Raw genomic sequence first — 16,424 nt, forward strand, 5'->3', positions numbered from 1 at the left:
GTCAGCCACCTGCCGCGCGGATGAGGGTCTGGAAGATGGTGTCGGCGACCTGCACGACCCGCGCCGCCGCCTGGTAGGCCTGCTGGAAGCGGATCAGGTCGGCAGCTTCTTCGTCGAGATTCACGCCGGCCTGCGACTCGCGTTCGGCGATGGTCGCGTCGCGGATCGCCGCCTGCGCATCGAGGCGCTGGCCCGCCTGCTGCGCACGCAGGCCGGCTGCGGCGACCAGGCTCGCATGCGCCTGCAGCGCGGAACCGCGACCGCCGCCGAAGATGCTCTGGCTGGCCAGCCCGGCGAGCGCCTTGGCATTGGCATTGTCGCCGTTGTTGGCGCCGGCGGCGGACACCGTGAAGGTATCGCCGGCGGCCGGCGTACCGGACAGATTCAGCGACCAGCCGTTGACGCTGATCGGCGTGCCCGGTGTGTAGGTGAAGCTGCCGCTGCCGTTGATCTGGTACGTGGTCGGGTCGAGGAAGCTGATATCGACCGCATCGAGCAGGTTCGGGTGGGCGACGTCGTCGATCGTCGGCGTCGAGACCGTCGCCGAACCGGTGTTGCCGACATTGGCCGCGGCACGCAGCGGGCTGGCCGCGGCCACGCGCGCCGGGTCACTGATCGCCACCTGGATGCCGGCCGCGGCCAGCGCGGTCGGGCGGACCAGGAAGCGGTCGCCGGCGGCAGCCGTGCCGCCGATCGTCAGGGCCAGTCCGGCGCCGACCAGCGGATCGCCCGGTGCGCCGGTGCCGGTGAGGCTGACGTTCGATCCGGTGCGCAGGTCCTTGAGGGTCCAGCTCGCGCCATCGAAGCTCAGCTCGTAATCGCCGTCACCGAGCTGGGAGACATCGGAGAAGCCGACGCTCACCGCCGCCGTGCCGGTGTTCGCGGTCGCGGCGAAGGCCGTGCCCTGCGGCGCCACGAAGAAATCCCCGCCGAGCTGGCCATACAGGTCCATGCCCTGCGCATGCTGGGCGTTGACGCTGGTGGCGATGCCGACCGCGAGCCGTCCGAGTTCGATGCGCGCCGGGTCGAGCACCTCGCGGCGCACGTCGAGCAGCCCGCCGAGCGTACCGCCGCTGAGCCGCGCGGTGATCGGCGCGCTGTTGTTGCCATAGACGATGTCGAGCCGTCCGCTGTTGTAGGCATCCGGCGCGACGCCCAGCGACGTGCTCTGCTGGCCGATGACCAGCGACTGGCCACTGCCGGTGAAGACGTTGATGCTGCCGTCGGCCTGCGCGACGGTCGAGATGCCGACGCGCGCGGACAGATCCTGCAGCAGCCGGTCGCGGCGGTCGAGCAGATCGTTGGGCGGCTGTCCGGAGAACTGGCCGTAGTTGAACGAGATCTCCTCGTTGAGCCTGGCGATCGACTGCGTGAGGTTGTTGATCTCCTCGACGGTCATGCGCAGGCGCGTATCGATCTCGCCATCCATCTGGTCGAGCTGCGCCTGCGTCTCGCGCATGCGCGTGGCCAGCGTGTCGGCCGAGCCGATGAACGCCTGGCGCGCGGCCATCGACGTCGGGTTCTGCGCGACCGTGTTGGCGGCGTCGTAGAAGCCCTGCAACGGGCGGCTCAGCCCGGCGGCCGGATCGGACAGCAGGCTGTCCACCCGCGACGCAAAGCCGGAGAACACCTGCAGCCGCGAATAGGACGATGCGTCGGCCTGCAGGCGGCTGTTGATGAGTCCGTCGCCGAGACGGCGGATCGTCGCCACTTCGACGCCGGTGCCGATGAAGCCGTACCCGGCGCCGATGCCCGGCGTCGAAACCAGTTCGGCGCGCTGGCGGCTGTACCCCGGCGTATTGGCGTTGGCGATGTTGTTGCTGGTCGTGTCCAGCGCGCGCCGGAACGCGAGCAGTCCGGAGACCCCGATGGAAAGCAGGTCGGCCATGGCTCAGACCGTCACCGTGCGCGGCGGCTGCGCCGCCTGCGCGAGTGCGAGCCTCATGGCCCGGCTGTCCGCGATGCGCATGATCTTCTGCGCATAGTCGGGATCGGTCGCGTAGCCGGCCTTCTGCAGGCCGCCGACGAAATGGCGCGCGTCGCCGCCATGGCGCAGCGCCTGCGCGTAACGCGGGTTGGCGCGCAGGAAGGCCACGTAATCGTCGAAGGCCGCGCCAACGGAGTCATAGGCGCGAAAGCTGGCCCGTTCCGCCTGCATCCGCCCGTCCCGGTACTCGTTGGTCATGGTCTGCACTTCCTCGCCGCTCCAGCGTTTATCGGCCTTGATGCCGAAAAAGTTGAGGGCCTGCGCGCCATTTTCCCGACGAATGGCGTGGCGGCCCCAGCCGGTCTCCAGCGCGGCCTGGGCGATCAGCACGCGCGCCGGGATGCCGAGCTCGCGCGCGGCCCTTTCGGCGTGCGGCAGCACCGAGCGGACGAATTCCTGGGGACTGGGCGCGGTCCGTGGCGCCGGCGGCGCGGCGCTGGCGTCCGACGCCGGCCGGGCCGCAGCCGCGGCCGGAAGCGCCGCTTGCGGACGGACGGGCGACGATTCCCGATTGCCAATCGCCGGTTCCCGGCCCTGCTGCAGCTGCCGCACCAGCAGGTCGGCGACACCGATGCCGCGTCCGGCCGCCAGGTGCTGCGAGATCTGCGCATCGAACATGTCCTGGTAGAACTGGGTCTGCTCGCCGCCCAGCACGTCGTCACCCAGGCTCGCCGCGCGCATCGACTTGAGCATCTGCTGCAGCATCAGCGACTCGAACTGCTTCGCCGTGTTGCGCAGCGCGTCGGGGTCGTCCCTGCGCGCGTCGGCGCGCAGCTGGGCGAACTGCGTGAAGTCGGTGGCGGCGACCGGATTCATGGCGCTCAGATGACGACCAGTTCGGCGCGCAAGGCACCCGCTTCCTTGAGCGCTTCGAGGATGGCGACGAGATCGCCCGGCGCGGCGCCGACCTGGTTGACCGCGCGCACGATGTCGTCGAGCGACACACCGGATTCGAACAGGAACATGCGGCCCTCGCCCTGCTGCGTGACCTCGATCGAGCTGCTCGGCACGACCACGGTCTGGCCTTCGGAGAGCGGTGCCGGCTGGCTCACGCGCGGTTTCTCGGAGATCGTCACCGCCAGCGAGCCGTGCGCGACGGCCGCCGGCATCACGCGCACGTGACTGCCGATGACCACGGTGCCGGTGCGCGAGTTGATGACGACCTTGGCCGCGGCCTCGCCCGGCGTGAACTCGATGTTCTCCAGCGCGGCGAGGAAGGCCACGCGCTGATTGGTGTCGGCCGGCGCCTGCACGGACACGGTGACGGCGTCCTGCGCCTGCGCGAACTCGCCCTGCAGTGTCGTGTTGATGACCTGCGCCAGGCGCGCGGCGGTCGTGAAGTCCGGCGTGTGCAGGTTGAGTTTCAGATCCGGCGTCGCGGCAAAGCTGCTCGGCACGGCCCGCTCGACCGTCGCGCCGTTGGGGATGCGCCCGGCGCTGGGCACGTTGACCGACACACGTGAACCGTCTTTGCCGGACACCCCCAGGCCGCCGACGACGACGTTGCCCTGCGCCACCGCGTAGATCTGGCCATCGACGCCCTTGAGCGGGGTCATCAGCAGCGAACCGCCGCGCAGCGAGCCGGCGTTGCCGATCGAGGACACGGTCACGTCGATGGATTGTCCCGGCTTGGCGAAGGCCGGCAGTTCGGCGTGGATCGCCACCGCGGCGACGTTCTTGAGCTGCGGATTGACATTCGCGGGCACGACCACGCCGAGCTGGTTGAGCATCGCCTTGAGACTCTGCGTCGTGAACGGCGCCTGCGTGGTCTGGTCGCCCGTGCCGTCGAGACCGACGACCAGGCCGTAACCGACCAGCGGGTTGCCGCGCACGCCCTGGATGCTGGCCAGATCCTTGATGCGCTCGGCGTGCGTCGGCAGCGCCAGCAACGCGAGCAACAGAGCCAGTGACTTGCGCATATGCGACCTCAGAACGGGAACCACGGGGTATTGAAGAAGCGCCCGAGCCAGCCCTGCGCGCTGGCATCGGCGACCGCCCCCTTGCCGCCGTACTGGATGCGCGCGTTGGCGACGCGGTCCGAACGCACGGTGTTGTCGGCGCCGACGTCGGCGGGGCGCACGATGCCCTCGATCGACACCGTCTCCACACCCTGATTCAGCGCGAGCTGCTTCTCGCCGCGCACCACCAGGTTGCCGTTGGGCAGCACGCGCGTGATCAACACCGTGACCGAGCCGGTCAGCGCGTTCGACTGCGTGCTGCCGCCGGCGCCCTTGAAGCTCTGGTCGGCGCCGACGTCGAAATTGAGCACTTCGGTGCCGCCGATCGTCACCGGACGGCCGAACAGCGTCGGGCCGTTGATGCCGACCGAAGTCTCCTTGCTGGTGTTGGTCGCCGCCGCCTTCTTGGCATCGGTCTTCTCGACCAGCAGCACGGTCAGCACGTCGCCGACCTGACGCGCCTTGCGGTCCTCGAACAAGGCGATGTTGTGTGCGGCCTGGAAGATCGAGCCGTCGGTCGGCGCCTGCGGCTCGGCGACCGCTTCCGGCGGCAGCTCGTAGGGATCGCGCTTGGGCGCGCCGGCACAGCCGGCGAGCGCAAGCACGCAGAGGACGAGAACGGCGCGCATCGCAAGCCTCACAGATTGTTGGACACGTAGGCCAGCATCTGGTCGGTGGTCGAGATCGCCTTGGAATTCATCTCGTAGGCGCGCTGTGTCTCGATCATGTTGACCAGCTCCTCGACGACGTTGACGTTCGAGGATTCGAGCGAGCCCTGCAGCAGGCGGCCGAGCCCGCTCTGCCCGGGCGCGCCGGTCTGCGGCGCGCCGCTGGCTGCGGTCTCGGAGAACAGGTTCTCGCCATTGGCCTGCAGTCCGGCGGGGTTGATGAAATCGGCGATGGTGAGGCTGCCGACCTGCTGCGGCGCGGCGTCGCCGGCGATCTGCACGCTGACCGTCCCGTCGGCGCCGATCGTCACCGTCTGCGCGTTCTGCGGGATGGTGATGCCCGGCGACACCGGGTAACCGCTGGAGGTGACCAGCTGGCCCTGGCTGTCGATCTCGAACGAGCCGTCGCGCGTGTACTGGATCGTGCCGTCCGGCATCTGGATCTGGAAGAAGCCGCGGCCGTTGATCGACAGATCGAAGGGGTTGTTGGTCTGCAGGAAATTGCCCTGCGTGAAGGTCTTGTCGGTGGCCACCACGCGCACGCCGGTGCCGAGCATCAGCCCGGTGGGCGACTGGGTCTGCTGCGAGGTCTGCCCGCCCGGCTGGCGCAGCGTCTGGTACATCAGATCCTCGAAGCTCGCGCGACCGCGCTTGTAGCCGGTCGTGTTGACGTTGGCGAGGTTGTTGGAGATCACGGTCATGCGCGTCTGCTGCGCGTCCAGACCGGTCTTCGCGACCCACAGAGCTTGATTCATCGGCCACCTCCTGCGGCGGACATCCGCCGATAGCAGGGGCTGTACAAGTTCCGGGCCAGGAGGAGATGTCGGGTTATCGGCGCGGACGAGCGGTGTTTCGTGGTCGCGCGGCGAGTGTGGCGCCGCCATCGATGGCGCGACCGATCGTCCTCATCGACCCGGGGACCGCACCCGCTCTCCCCGTCGTGACATCGAGTCACGACCCGTCCCGGCATGCGCTGCATGGCCGTGCGCTCGCCGCCGCCGACGATGCCCTTCAAGGCATCGTCGAAGCACACCGACTCACCCGCCCATCCGCACCAGCGAGCTCGCCGCCTGCGCGTTGTCTTCCGCGGCGCGCATGACCTTCACCTGTAGGTCGAACTGGCGCGCGAGGCTGATCATGTTGACCATCGCCTCCGGCAGGTTGACGTTGCTGGTTTCCAGTGCGCCAGCGGTGATCACGTTGCCGGACGCCGGATTGAGCGCCACGCCGGGCCTGGCGCGCATCAGGCCGTCGCTGCCGCGTTCGAGCTGGTCGGGCTGCGCCTGCACGGTGCGCAGGCGGCCGACCGCGACCAGCGTCTCCGGCCCGCTGCCCTGCGGCACCAGCGAGACGGTGCCGTCCCCGCCGATCAGCAGCTGCCCGCTCGGCGGCACGCTGATCGGGCCGCCGTCGCCGAGCACGGTATGACCGGCGCCGACGCGGATCTGGCCGCCGACGTCGATCCGCAGATCGCCGGCCTTGGTGTAGGCCTCGGAACCGTCCGGCGCGACGACGGCGAGCCAGACGTCCTCGCGCATCGCCACGTCGAGATCGCGGCCGGTCTGCTGGATCACCCCGCTGCGCGCGTCCCAGCCCAGTCCGGCGCCGAGCGCGTTGACGCGCGACGGCAGACCCGCGCCCTCGACCGCCTGCGGCAGGTTGGCGGTCAGCTCGGCACGGAAGCCGGTCGTCGAGGCGTTGGCGAGGTTGTGGCTGTTGACCGTCTGCGCCTTCAGCGTCTGCGCGGCGCCGGTCATCGCAACGTAGAGGGCACGGTCCATGAGAGCTCAGCCTCAACGGATGTTGATGATGGTCTGGGTGACCTGGTCGGCGGTCGAGATCATCTGCGCGTTGGCCTGGAAGTTGCGCTGCGCGGTGATCATGTTGACCAGCTGCTCGGTCAGATCGACGTTGGACCCCTCCAGGGCACCGGACTGGATCTGGCCGAAGTTGGTGGACCCGGCCGCGCCGCGGATCACCTGGCCCGCGGCGAAGCTGTCGCCCCAGGCGGTGTCGCCGAGCTGCTGCAGCCCCTGCGGATTGGGAAAGGTGGACAGCGCGATCTGACCCAGCGGTGTGGCCTGGCCATTGGTGTAGCGCGCCTGCACCACGCCCTCGGCGGTGATCTCCAGGCCGGTCAGGCGGCCGGTGGTGTAGCCGTCCTGGATCAGCGAGGCGACGCCGAAGCTGGCGCCGTACTGCGTCGTCTGCAGCAGGTCGAGATTGATCGTGATGTTGGCGGCGCCGTTGGTCGGCGTGAACGCGGACAGCGCGATCTGGCCGCTGGGCGGCGTCGCGAGGGTGCCGGTGTTGGTGAAGGTGATCGTCTCACCCGCCACCGGCGTCACCGCGGTGCCGTCGATCTCCGCGTGCAGGGTCCACTCGTTGGGGTTCGCGGTCTTGACGTAGTACAGGCTCGCGGTGTGCGCCGCACCCAGCGAGTCGAACACGGTCAGCGAGGTCGTGTGGTTGTAGCTGGTCGGATCGGCCGAGTTGAACGGCGCGGTCGTCGGCGGGGTCGCGTTCGCCGGCAGGTTCAGCACCGTCTGGATGGTGCTCGTCGCCTGCGGCGGATTGTCGGCGGTCGAGATCTGCAGATCGGTCAGGCGCGCGGTGTCGAAGCTGGCACCGTTGTTGACCGGCGGGAACACCTGCAGACGCTGGCCGGTGGCATTGACGACGTAACCCTGGCGGTCGGTGCCGAACGCGCCGGCGCGGGTATAGACGATGGTGCCGTTGTCCGAGAGCGTGAAGAAGCCATTGCCGGTGATCGCGAGGTCCAGCGAGTTGTTGGTGAAATTGATGCTGCCCTGCACGAACTGCTGCGCGACGCGCTGCAGGCGCACGCCGGCGCCGATCGCGTTGGACGCCACGCCGAAGTACGAGATCGGATACAGGTCGCCGAACTCGGCGCGCGACTGCTTGAACCCCGTGGTGTTGACGTTGGCGATGTTGTTCGCGGTGACGCTCAGATCCGAGTTGGCGGCGTTCAGACCGGACAGGGAGATGCGGAAAGACATGGCGGAGCTCCTGCTAGAGAATTTGCTGCACGTCGGACAGCCCGACCGGCGACAGACCGAGTAGATCGAGGGTGATGCCGCCGTTCTGGAGGACGACGGAGGCGACCTGGCCAACCGCGAGGGTCGCGACCGCCTGCTGGCTGCTGCCCTGCACCAGGCGCGCGCGCAGGCCGTAACTGCCTTCGGCCAGCACCTGGCCGCCGGCGTCGCGGCCGTCCCAGGCGAAGCGCGCGGTGCCGGCCGGCTGCGTGCCGAAATCCATCGTGCGCACCACCTGGCCGCCGGCATCGACGATATCGACGAGCAGCTGACCGCTGGCCGGCAGTTGCGCGCCGCCGAGCAGATAGCCGTCGGCCGCCAGATATCCGGTGTCGCTGGGCACCAGCACGCTGCGACCGACCAGCCCGGCGGCCTGCAGCGTCTGGTTGGCCGACAACGAGCTCGCCAGGTTGGCGAACGAGCGCTGCATGTCCTGGATGCCCGACACCGTGGTGAACTGCGCGATCTGGCTCAGGAACTCGCCGTTCTCCATCGGCTTGAACGGATCCTGGTTCTTCAGCTGCGCCGTCATCAGCTTGAGGAAGTCCTCCTGGCCGAGCTGCTTCTTCGCGCTCGGCGATTGCAGTGTCAGACCGAGGTCGGCGTAGGTTGAATCGACTGCGCCCGTGGCGGCCATCGCGGGTCTCCTCAGCGGCCGAGGTTGAGCGTGGCCAGCGCCAAGTCCTTGGCGGTGTTCATCACGTCAACGCTGGATTGATAGGAACGCGCGGCGGAGATCATGTTGGCCATCTCCTCGACGACGTTGACGTTGGGTGCATAGACGTAACCCTGGGCGTCCGCCAGCGGATGGCCGGGTTCGTAGCGTTTCTCCGGTGCGGCCTGCGACTCGACGACGCCGAGCACGCGCACGCCCGCGGCATCGTCCTGCCCGGGTTCGGCGGCGGCCTGGAACACCGGCAGACGCGCCCGGTACACGGTGTTCTCGTCGCCGGACACCGCGTCGGCGTTGGCGAGATTGCTGGCGACGGTGTTCAGGCGCACCGACTGCGCCGACAGCGCCGATCCGGCGATGTCGAAGATTCTGAACGAGGACATGACGGGTCGTTCTCCTGTGCAGGCCGATTACTGGCCGGTGAGCGCGGTGATCAGGCCCTTGATGCGGGCATCGAGGAAACCCATGCTGGCGCGGTAGCGCAGCGCCGCATCCGCGAACTGCGCCTGCTCGACCTGCACGTCCACGGTGTTGCCGTCCTGCGCCGGCTGCATCGGCACCCGGAAGGACGGCTCGGCGCGCTCGCCCACTGACAGCTGCGGCGCGCCGCCCAGATGCGCCGGATTCGAGCGCTGCGGCGCAGCGGCCGCTTGCGTCGCCGCGAGCACCTGGCGGAAGTCGATGTCACGCGCCTGGAAGCCGGGCGTATCGGCGTTGGCGATGTTGGCGGCGATCAATTCCATGCGCTGGCGCTGCAGCTGCAGCGCCGCCGGGTGGATGCCGAACAGTGGATCTTCGAGTGCCATCGGAACCTGCCACGAAGGTGTGGCAGGCTCGGGGCAAGTCCTGTGCCAGGGACCGGCGACGGCCGGCCGGCGCCGTCGAACGGTGGCGACGGCCATTCGGCCGGCCACCCGACGGATCGTTCAGGCCGCCTGGGCCTGCTGCAGCTCGCGCAAGTGGACGAGCACGCCTTCGGCGAGGTCGTTGGCGCTGAACTTGGGCACGAACTTGTCGGCGCCGACACGCTGCACCATCGCGTTGTTGAAGACGCCGGACAGCGAGGTGTGCAGCATCACATAGAGATCGCGCAGGCGTGGATCACGCCGGATTTCCGTCGTCAGGGTGTAGCCGTCCATGTTGGGCATCTCCACGTCGGAGATGACCATCAGCAGCTGGTCGCCGATCGGTCCCTGCTCGGCCATGCGCTGCAGCTGGCGCAGCGCCTCGCGGCCGTCGGCGACGGTGATGGTCTCGACCCCGATCTGACCGAGCGTGCGCTCGATCTGGTTGCGCGCGACGCGCGAATCGTCCACGACCAGGATCTTGCGGCCACCGAGGTCGATCCGGCTCGCGGTGTCGCGCAGTTCGTCGGACAGCTCCGGCGCGGCGCCGACGACTTCCGACAGCACTTTCTCGACGTCGATGATCTCGACCAGCCGGTCGTTGTAGCGGGTGATCGCGGTCAGATAGCCCTCGCCGGCGCCGGTCGGCGGCGGCTGCAGCGCCGCGACATCGACATGCACGATGCGATCGACCGAACTGACGAGAAACCCCTGCGTCGAGCGGTTGAACTCGGCGACGATGACGTGCTGGCCCGGCGCACCGCCCAGATCCTCGGCGCCGATCGCCTTCTGCAGGTCGATCACCGGGACGATGCGTCCGCGGATGTGGGCCACGCCGGCGACATGCGGGTGCGCGCCCGGAAAACTCGACAGCGCCGGGCGCCGGATCACTTCCTGCACCTTGAACACGTTGATGCCAAAGATTTGACGCGGCCCTAGGTGGAACAGCAGCAACGCCAGACGGTTGTGACCCGCCAGCTGGGTGCTGCGATCGATGCTTTCGAGTAGTCCGTAGGCCATGCGGATCCGTCGCGCTGCGGCGAACGTGGCGGCCACGCTCGCGGGAAGCCTGATTGTCCTCCGCGGCTCGCGGATTCGGCACGGGCGGCGATTGCCGGGGCCGATCGGGCGCCGGACGGTCGCCCCCGCCCGGCGGCGCGCCCCTGGCACATGCCTTGCCTGCGGCTGGACATGACACGGAGCAAGCGCACGCGACGCGAGTGGATCGGCCTGGGCCTGCTATGGCCCTGCCTCGCGCTGGCCGAGCCGGTCGAATCCTTGCAACGCATCGAGGCGGTGGCGATCGCGGCCGTCGCCGCGCAACTGCCCCCGTCGGCCCGCGTCAGCGGCGGCGGACTCGATCCGCGCGTCCGCCTGCCGGAGTGCGCGGACACCCCGTCGGCGGATCCGCCCCAGCTGCGCGGCGGCAACGCCACCGTCGCGGTGCGCTGCAGCGCGCCGGCCTGGACGCTGTACGTCCCCCTGCAGATCAGCGACTTGCGTCCGGTCGTCGTGCTTGCGCGCGCCGCTGCGCGCGGCGCAACCATCGACGAGGCCCTGATCGACCTGCAGGTCCGCGACGTCAGCCGCCTGCCGTTCGGCTATTTCGAATCGGCGGCAGCCCTGCGCGGCCACGTGCTGCGCCGCCCGCTCGCCGCCGGCACGGTGCTGACCGCCAACGACGCCGAGCCGCCGCGCCTGGTGCGCCGCGGCGAGTCGGTGACGGTGATCGGCCGCAGCGGCGGCCTGGAAGTGCGCGCCTCCGGCACCGCGCTGGCCGATGGCGCCCAGGGCAGCCGCGTCAAGGTCCGCAACGACACGTCAAAACGGGTGGTCGAAGGCGTGGTGACCGCCGCCGGCACCGTCGAGATCGCCTTTTGAGGGATCTACCGCTATGATTTCACTGGCGAGTTTTGACGATCCCCCGCTCCCGCCCGCGGGCTTAAAGATTTGGGCGCCGCGGCCGATAAACTGCTCGGAAGGCGTACAGCCGGAGACACGCTGAAATGAGCAACAAGATCGACAACTATGGGCCGAAGGTGGCGGCGAACGCGCCTGCGCGCGTCAAGCCCGCCGAGACCGATGCCCGCAAGGCTTCCGGCGCCGATGCGCGCGAAGCCGCCGTGTCCCGCGACTCCGTGCGTCTGACCGACGACGCCAAGCTCCTGCAGCAGGCCGGGCAGGCCGCCGCGAAGGCGCCCGACGTCGATGAGCGGCGGGTGGCCCGGATCAAGCAGGCGGTCGCCGACGGCAGCTACCAGGTGGATCCCAAGACGGTCGCGGCCAAACTGGCACGCATGGAGTGGGATCTGTCCACAGGGTGAACCCACGATGACCGCCAGCCTGAGCCAACGCCTCGACGAACACCTCCATTCGCATCTCGACTGCGCCAGGCTGCTGGAAAAGACGCTGCACGAGGAGCACGAAGCACTGCTGGCCAACGACGTCGGCGCGCTCGAACGCATCACCCAGACCAAGTCGGCGGCGAGCGAACGCCTGGACGCGCTCGGCAATACCCTGCAGCGCCTGCGCGGCGAGGCCGGGGCACCGAGCATCGCCGCCTTGCTGGTCCAGGCCGATGCCGGTGGCGCCGCCGCGCTGTGGCAGCAGTTGATCGACACTGCGCGCCGCTGCGCCGACGCCAACCGCGACAACGCCATCCTGCTGGAAGGCCGCAGCCAGCAGATCCGCAATGCCCTGCGCATGGTCCGCGGCGAGGCCGCCACCGATACTTACGGCCGCAGCGGCGACACCCATTCCGGCTTCGGACCGCGCTCGCTGGGCTCGGCGTGAGCACGGCGGATGCCGGCGAGCACGAGGATCTGAGCGGCACGCTGCTCCGTTCGGCCGCGGGCATCGAGTCCCTGCTGTTGCGGCTGCGCGTGCATCGCAGCCTGCTGTCGGTCCGGGTCGAAGGTTCTGCGCAGTGGCACACCAGCATGGTCGTCGCCGTCGATGCTCCGGCCGGGCGCCTCGCGCTCGACGATCTGCATCCGCCGCCGAAGCAGCCGCTCAAGCCCGGCACCCTGCTGACCGTGCGCGGCCGCGTCGATAGCGGCGACGTCCGCTTCCGTTGCGCCGCGGTGGGTCCGGCGGTGGTGGACGGCGCGCCCGCGCTGCTCGCGGCGCTGCCCGACGAAATCTTCGTATTCGAGCGTCGCGGCGCGTTCCGGCTGCACGTTCCGGGCTTCCTCAACCTGCCGCCGTCGCGGATCGGACACGAGCGCGCAGAGCATCCGGCCCGCCTGGTGGACATCTCGCAGGGCGGCGCCGGTGTCGTCCTGTCCGGCACCATCGAGCCGGCGCTCGACGACACGGTGCGGGTGCGCATCGAACTGCAGGGCACCGTCATCGAGGCCGACGCGCGTGTGCGCTCGATCCAGCCGGGCGAGAATGGCGTCCGCCTCGGCCTGCACCTGGACGGGCTGAGCGGGCAGGAGGAGGACCACCTGGCACAGGCGATCCACGGTCTCGAGCGTCAGCTGATCCGCGCCACGCGCGGACGCCGATGAAAGCGGCTGCGCCGGCGATCGACGCCCGTCTCGCAGACATCACCACGCTGGCGGTCGATGCGATCGTCAATGCCGCGAATGAATCGCTGCTCGGCGGCGGCGGCGTCGATGGCGCGATCCACCGCGCCGCAGGTCCCGGATTGCTCGCCGAATGCAGCGGGCTCGGCGGCTGCCCGACCGGCGAGGCGCGGATCACCCGGGGCTACCGGCTGCCGGCACGCCATGTGATTCACACCGTCGGCCCGGTCTGGCGCGGCGGCGCGCACGGCGAACCCGAACTCCTGGCGAACTGCTACCGGAACTGTCTCGCGCTGGCCGAGCATCACCGGCTGGCGAGCATCGCGTTTCCGGCGATTTCCTGCGGCGTCTATGGATATCCGCTGGACGACGCGACCGCGATCGCGGTGCGCGAAGTCCGGTCCCACGCGGCGCAGTCCGTGCGTCAGGTCGTCTTCGCATGCTTCGGCGCGCGAGCGCTGCAGGCCTATCAGCGCATCCTCGGCACAGCGCCGACGCACTGAGCGTCCCGCGCCGCCGCGGCCTGCGATAATGCCGCATGTCGTCCATTCCCCTGTTCGTCACCTGCCCGCGCGGCGTCGAGTCCCTGCTCGGCGTCGAACTGGCCGGACTCGGCGTCACCGAGCTGCGCGAGCGCACCGGTGGCGTGGCCGGCCGCGCGACGCTCGAAACCGCCTACCGCGCCTGCCTGTGGTCGCGCGTCGCCAGCCGCGTGCTGATGCCGCTGCGCAGCTTCCCGATCCCCGATGCGGACGCGCTCTACGCCGGCGCACGCACGCAGCCGTGGAGCGAACTGTTCGACGCCGGCAGCAGTTTCGCGATCGAGGTGGCCGGCCGTTCGCCGACGCTCACGCACACGCACTACGCCGGTCTCAAGGTCAAGGACGCGATCGCCGATCATTTCCGCGACACCGGCCGGCCGCGCCCGAATGTCGATACCGAACGGCCGGACATCCGCATCCACCTGCACCTGGACCGCGAGAACGCGACGCTGAGCCTCGACCTGGCCGGCGACAGCCTGCACCGGCGCGGCTACCGGCGCGAAGGCGTCGAGGCGCCGCTGAAGGAGAACCTGGCCGCGGCGATCCTCGTGCGCGCCGGCTGGCCGGCGCTGGCCGCGCAGGGCGCACCGCTGTTCGATCCGATGTGCGGCTCCGGCACGCTGCTGATCGAAGGCGCGTGGATCGCCGCCGACATGGCGCCCGGACTGCTGCGCACGCGCTGGGGCTTCGAGCGCTGGCTCGATCACCGGCCGGCCGTGTGGAAGCGCCTGCGCGAGGAAGCCCAGGCGCGGCGTGACGCCGGACTGGCGGCGCCGGCGCCGGCGATCGCGGGCCGCGACCTCGATGCGCGCGCGCTGTCCGCCGCGCGCCAGAACGTCCGCCAGGCCGGCCTCGAAGGCCGCATCGCTCTCGAAACCGGCGATGCGCTGGAATCGCATCCCGTCGGTGACAAGCCGGGTCTGGTCGTCACCAACCCGCCCTACGGCGAGCGCCTCGGCGACGAGGCCGAGCTGATCAAGCTCTACTCGCTGCTGGGTGTGCATCTCAAGCAGCACTTCGGCGGATGGCGCGCGGCGGTGTTCACCTCGCGCCCCGATCTGGGCCAGCGCATGGGTCTGTCCGCCGATGCGATGCACACGCTCTACAACGGCGCCATCGCCTGCAAGCTGTTGTGTTTCGGTATCCGCGCAGCCGCGACGCCTGCCGCTGCGGCGCCCGCGGGCGGTGAGGACTTCGCCAACCGCCTGCAGAAGAACGCGAAGCATCTGGCGAAATGGGCGCGCCGCAGCGAGGTCACCAACTACCGCGTTTACGACGCCGACCTGCCCGACTACGCGCTGGCAATCGATCTCTACGCGACACCCGAACTGCACGCGCACGTGCAGGAATATGCGCCACCCAGGACCATCGACCCGGCCAGGGCCGAACAGCGCCTGCGCGCCGGCCTCGCGCAGATACAGAACGTCCTGGAGCTTCCCGCCGCGCGCATCCACTACAAGCTGCGGCGCAGCCAGAAGGGTGACGCGCAGTACACGCGCCAGGCCGAGACCGGTCGCTTCCACACCGTCGTCGAGCACGGCTGCAGGCTGCAGGTGAATTTCGACGACTACCTCGACACCGGCCTGTTCCTCGATCACCGGCCGATGCGCCTGCGCATCCAGCGCGAGGCGGCCGGCAAACGCTTCCTCAACCTGTTCTGCTACACCGGCGCGGCCACCGTGCACGCGGCGGTCGGCGGCGCGAAACAGACCCTGTCGATCGACCTGTCGAACACCTATCTCGAATGGGCGCAGCGCAACCTGCTGCTCAACGACATCCACTCGCGTCTCTACGAGCGCCCGCCGGCCGCCGGCGAACGGCTCGCGCCGCACGCCTTTATCCGCAGCGACTGCCGGCAGTGGCTCGCCGACGAGGCGCGTCTGACGCACAAACCCGCTTTCGACCTGATCTTTCTCGACCCGCCGACGTTCTCGAACTCGAAGAAGATGGAGGGCACGCTCGACATCCAGCGCGACCACGCCGAACTCATCCACCAATGTCTGTCGCTGCTCGCGCCGGGCGGCGTGCTGTACTTCTCGACCAACCGTCGCGGCTTCAAGCTCGACCCCGCCCTTGCCGAAGCCGCGCAGATCGACGACATCACCGCGCAGACGCTCGACGAAGACTTCAAGCGGCCGCCGCCGGCGCACCGGTGCTGGAAGCTGAACCACAGGATCTGAAGCTCGCGCGTCATCCGTCCGCAACGGGACGGACCCCACCCCGATGGCACGGACACGTTCGCCAAGGCCGACACTGGCCCAGAAGCGTGTTCATGCCGAAGCGAAGGACGTTCAGCCCGGAGTTCGAGCGCGGTGCGGTTGAGCCGGCCGAGACCGCCGCCGGCACGCGCGCCGGCGCGCCGATTGGCTATCATGCGGCGCAAAGGATCCGGGGGAACTCATGCTGCACGTCCGCTACGCCGCCTGCGCCGCACTGGTGCTGTTGCTCGCCTGCCATCCTGCCCGAGCCGAGCAGGATGGTCCGCCGACCTGCAGCGGACATGTCAAGGGCCAGTGGCAGCCGCTGCAGGCCGACACCATGATGTCCTGCCTGCGCCGTGTCGATGAGACGGTGACCGAGTACAACGCGCAGGGCTTCAAGTTCGGCCTGTGGGGACGCACCCTGCTGTCGGCGGACCGCTACTACTTTTACAGCTCCGCCGATGGTGGCAAGAACTGGCAGGCCGTCGGCCTCAAGAGCGAGCTGACACAGAGCACCGATAATGTCCCGCCGCCCCCCGCGGGCACCGAGTCTGCCGGCGCAGGTGCCGTTGGCGTGGACGCGGAGTCTTCCCGCACGCCATCGCCGGCTCCGGCCGACACGGCGACGCAGGTCACGCCCGCGGCGGCCGCACCCGCCGCCGCCGGCCAGTCCCCCGCGCAGACGCTGCCCGCGGCCGACCGGCGCAACTGCAGCATCCACGTCGGCACCAACTGGAAGCTGATCGCGCGCCTGACGCTGGAGGAATGCGCGCAGGAACTCGACAAGAGCCCGGACAACTACGACAAGAACGGCTTCAAGTACGCCTACTGGAGCGGCATCTTCCTCGCCGCCAATGCCACCGAAGTGCTCAAGTCGTCGGATTCGCACAAGTGGGAACTGGTGTTGCTGCGCGCCGAGCGCTGAGCACGGTTCAAATGCGCGCAACAGACGCGTCCTAGA

Annotated in this window: 18 protein-coding genes; 7 read left to right on the forward strand and 11 right to left on the reverse strand. The window is 69.5% G+C overall.

Annotated features, from left to right (window positions below; all coding sequences use genetic code 11):
- Position 1 precedes the first annotated feature (1 nt).
- The 11 genes from flgK to AAG565_RS08330 form a co-directional block, all read right to left on the reverse strand.
- Positions 2–1,888 carry a flagellar hook-associated protein FlgK gene (gene flgK, locus AAG565_RS08280; protein ID WP_348819105.1) on the reverse strand — a complete coding sequence of 629 codons (1,887 nt, stop codon included), beginning with the start codon at positions 1,886–1,888 and terminating at the stop codon, positions 2–4.
- Positions 1,889–1,891: 3 nt separating this feature from the next.
- Positions 1,892–2,803, reverse strand: coding sequence for a flagellar assembly peptidoglycan hydrolase FlgJ (gene flgJ, locus AAG565_RS08285; RefSeq protein ID WP_348819106.1), 912 nt, complete (start codon positions 2,801–2,803; stop codon positions 1,892–1,894).
- A 5-nt stretch (positions 2,804–2,808) separates the two neighbouring features.
- On the reverse strand, positions 2,809–3,906 hold the full coding sequence (locus tag AAG565_RS08290; protein ID WP_348819107.1) for a flagellar basal body P-ring protein FlgI: 1,098 nt from the start codon (positions 3,904–3,906) through the stop codon (positions 2,809–2,811).
- Positions 3,907–3,914: 8 nt separating this feature from the next.
- Positions 3,915–4,574 carry a flagellar basal body L-ring protein FlgH gene (gene flgH, locus AAG565_RS08295; protein ID WP_348819108.1) on the reverse strand — a complete coding sequence of 220 codons (660 nt, stop codon included), beginning with the start codon at positions 4,572–4,574 and terminating at the stop codon, positions 3,915–3,917.
- An 8-nt stretch (positions 4,575–4,582) separates the two neighbouring features.
- A complete protein-coding gene (flgG, locus tag AAG565_RS08300) occupies positions 4,583–5,368 on the reverse strand; it encodes a flagellar basal-body rod protein FlgG (RefSeq protein ID WP_348819109.1) in 786 nt (261 codons plus the stop codon).
- A 282-nt stretch (positions 5,369–5,650) separates the two neighbouring features.
- Complete coding sequence (locus AAG565_RS08305) at positions 5,651–6,394, reverse strand: flagellar basal body rod protein FlgF (RefSeq protein WP_348819110.1); 744 nt, start codon at positions 6,392–6,394, stop codon at positions 5,651–5,653.
- A gap of 12 nt (positions 6,395–6,406) precedes the next feature.
- Positions 6,407–7,633 (reverse strand): flagellar hook protein FlgE, encoded by a 1,227-nt coding sequence (flgE, locus tag AAG565_RS08310; RefSeq protein WP_348819111.1) that lies wholly within the window; start codon positions 7,631–7,633, stop codon positions 6,407–6,409.
- A 13-nt stretch (positions 7,634–7,646) separates the two neighbouring features.
- Entirely contained in the window at positions 7,647–8,309 is a 663-nt protein-coding gene (locus AAG565_RS08315; protein ID WP_348819112.1) for a flagellar hook assembly protein FlgD, read from the reverse strand.
- A gap of 11 nt (positions 8,310–8,320) precedes the next feature.
- A complete protein-coding gene (flgC, locus tag AAG565_RS08320) occupies positions 8,321–8,728 on the reverse strand; it encodes a flagellar basal body rod protein FlgC (RefSeq protein WP_348819113.1) in 408 nt (135 codons plus the stop codon).
- Positions 8,729–8,755: 27 nt separating this feature from the next.
- The gene (flgB, locus tag AAG565_RS08325) at positions 8,756–9,151 is read right to left on the reverse strand and encodes a flagellar basal body rod protein FlgB (protein ID WP_348819114.1); all 396 of its coding nucleotides are present in this window, start codon (positions 9,149–9,151) and stop codon (positions 8,756–8,758) included.
- A gap of 120 nt (positions 9,152–9,271) precedes the next feature.
- Entirely contained in the window at positions 9,272–10,210 is a 939-nt protein-coding gene (locus tag AAG565_RS08330) for a chemotaxis protein CheV (RefSeq protein WP_348819115.1), read from the reverse strand.
- 171 nt (positions 10,211–10,381) lie between these two features.
- On the opposite strand from AAG565_RS08330, the gene flgA reads away from it, so the two are divergent.
- The 7 genes from flgA (at position 10,382) to AAG565_RS08365 (ending at position 16,388) form a co-directional block, all read left to right on the forward strand.
- Positions 10,382–11,071, forward strand: a complete 690-nt coding sequence (gene flgA / locus AAG565_RS08335; RefSeq protein ID WP_348819116.1) for a flagellar basal body P-ring formation chaperone FlgA — start codon at positions 10,382–10,384, stop codon at positions 11,069–11,071.
- A gap of 125 nt (positions 11,072–11,196) precedes the next feature.
- Positions 11,197–11,514, forward strand: coding sequence for a flagellar biosynthesis anti-sigma factor FlgM (flgM, locus tag AAG565_RS08340; protein WP_348819117.1), 318 nt, complete (start codon positions 11,197–11,199; stop codon positions 11,512–11,514).
- A gap of 7 nt (positions 11,515–11,521) precedes the next feature.
- Positions 11,522–11,983 carry a flagellar protein FlgN gene (locus AAG565_RS08345; protein WP_348819118.1) on the forward strand — a complete coding sequence of 154 codons (462 nt, stop codon included), beginning with the start codon at positions 11,522–11,524 and terminating at the stop codon, positions 11,981–11,983.
- Positions 11,980–12,702 carry a PilZ domain-containing protein gene (locus AAG565_RS08350; protein ID WP_348819119.1) on the forward strand — a complete coding sequence of 241 codons (723 nt, stop codon included), beginning with the start codon at positions 11,980–11,982 and terminating at the stop codon, positions 12,700–12,702. The genes AAG565_RS08345 and AAG565_RS08350 overlap by 4 nt, the downstream gene beginning before the upstream one ends.
- Entirely contained in the window at positions 12,699–13,223 is a 525-nt protein-coding gene (locus tag AAG565_RS08355) for an O-acetyl-ADP-ribose deacetylase (protein WP_348819120.1), read from the forward strand. Before AAG565_RS08350 ends, AAG565_RS08355 begins: the two co-directional genes overlap by 4 nt.
- Before the next feature lie 35 nt (positions 13,224–13,258).
- Positions 13,259–15,442, forward strand: a complete 2,184-nt coding sequence (gene rlmKL / locus AAG565_RS08360) for a bifunctional 23S rRNA (guanine(2069)-N(7))-methyltransferase RlmK/23S rRNA (guanine(2445)-N(2))-methyltransferase RlmL (protein ID WP_348819121.1) — start codon at positions 13,259–13,261, stop codon at positions 15,440–15,442.
- A gap of 220 nt (positions 15,443–15,662) precedes the next feature.
- Positions 15,663–16,388, forward strand: coding sequence for a hypothetical protein (locus AAG565_RS08365; RefSeq protein WP_348819122.1), 726 nt, complete (start codon positions 15,663–15,665; stop codon positions 16,386–16,388).
- Positions 16,389–16,424: the final 36 nt, after the last annotated feature.

The organism is Fontimonas sp. SYSU GA230001 (assembly GCF_040066175.1).
In the GTDB taxonomy this organism is placed as follows: domain Bacteria; phylum Pseudomonadota; class Gammaproteobacteria; order Nevskiales; family Nevskiaceae; genus Solimonas.

Coding starts and splice junctions, on each gene's coding strand:
- AAG565_RS08355 (WP_348819120.1), top strand. CDS start 12,699: ATGAAAGCGGCTGCGCCGGCGATCGACGCCCGTCTCGCAGACATCACC.
- flgG (WP_348819109.1), bottom strand. CDS start 5,368: ATGAATCAAGCTCTGTGGGTCGCGAAGACCGGTCTGGACGCGCAGCAG.
- flgM (WP_348819117.1), top strand. CDS start 11,197: ATGAGCAACAAGATCGACAACTATGGGCCGAAGGTGGCGGCGAACGCG.
- AAG565_RS08290 (WP_348819107.1), bottom strand. CDS start 3,906: ATGCGCAAGTCACTGGCTCTGTTGCTCGCGTTGCTGGCGCTGCCGACG.
- flgE (WP_348819111.1), bottom strand. CDS start 7,633: ATGTCTTTCCGCATCTCCCTGTCCGGTCTGAACGCCGCCAACTCGGAT.
- flgA (WP_348819116.1), top strand. CDS start 10,382: ATGACACGGAGCAAGCGCACGCGACGCGAGTGGATCGGCCTGGGCCTG.
- rlmKL (WP_348819121.1), top strand. CDS start 13,259: ATGTCGTCCATTCCCCTGTTCGTCACCTGCCCGCGCGGCGTCGAGTCC.
- flgB (WP_348819114.1), bottom strand. CDS start 9,151: ATGGCACTCGAAGATCCACTGTTCGGCATCCACCCGGCGGCGCTGCAG.
- flgC (WP_348819113.1), bottom strand. CDS start 8,728: ATGTCCTCGTTCAGAATCTTCGACATCGCCGGATCGGCGCTGTCGGCG.
- AAG565_RS08365 (WP_348819122.1), top strand. CDS start 15,663: ATGCTGCACGTCCGCTACGCCGCCTGCGCCGCACTGGTGCTGTTGCTC.
- flgH (WP_348819108.1), bottom strand. CDS start 4,574: ATGCGCGCCGTTCTCGTCCTCTGCGTGCTTGCGCTCGCCGGCTGTGCC.
- flgK (WP_348819105.1), bottom strand. CDS start 1,888: ATGGCCGACCTGCTTTCCATCGGGGTCTCCGGACTGCTCGCGTTCCGG.
- flgJ (WP_348819106.1), bottom strand. CDS start 2,803: ATGAATCCGGTCGCCGCCACCGACTTCACGCAGTTCGCCCAGCTGCGC.
- AAG565_RS08315 (WP_348819112.1), bottom strand. CDS start 8,309: ATGGCCGCCACGGGCGCAGTCGATTCAACCTACGCCGACCTCGGTCTG.
- AAG565_RS08305 (WP_348819110.1), bottom strand. CDS start 6,394: ATGGACCGTGCCCTCTACGTTGCGATGACCGGCGCCGCGCAGACGCTG.
- AAG565_RS08330 (WP_348819115.1), bottom strand. CDS start 10,210: ATGGCCTACGGACTACTCGAAAGCATCGATCGCAGCACCCAGCTGGCG.
- AAG565_RS08345 (WP_348819118.1), top strand. CDS start 11,522: ATGACCGCCAGCCTGAGCCAACGCCTCGACGAACACCTCCATTCGCAT.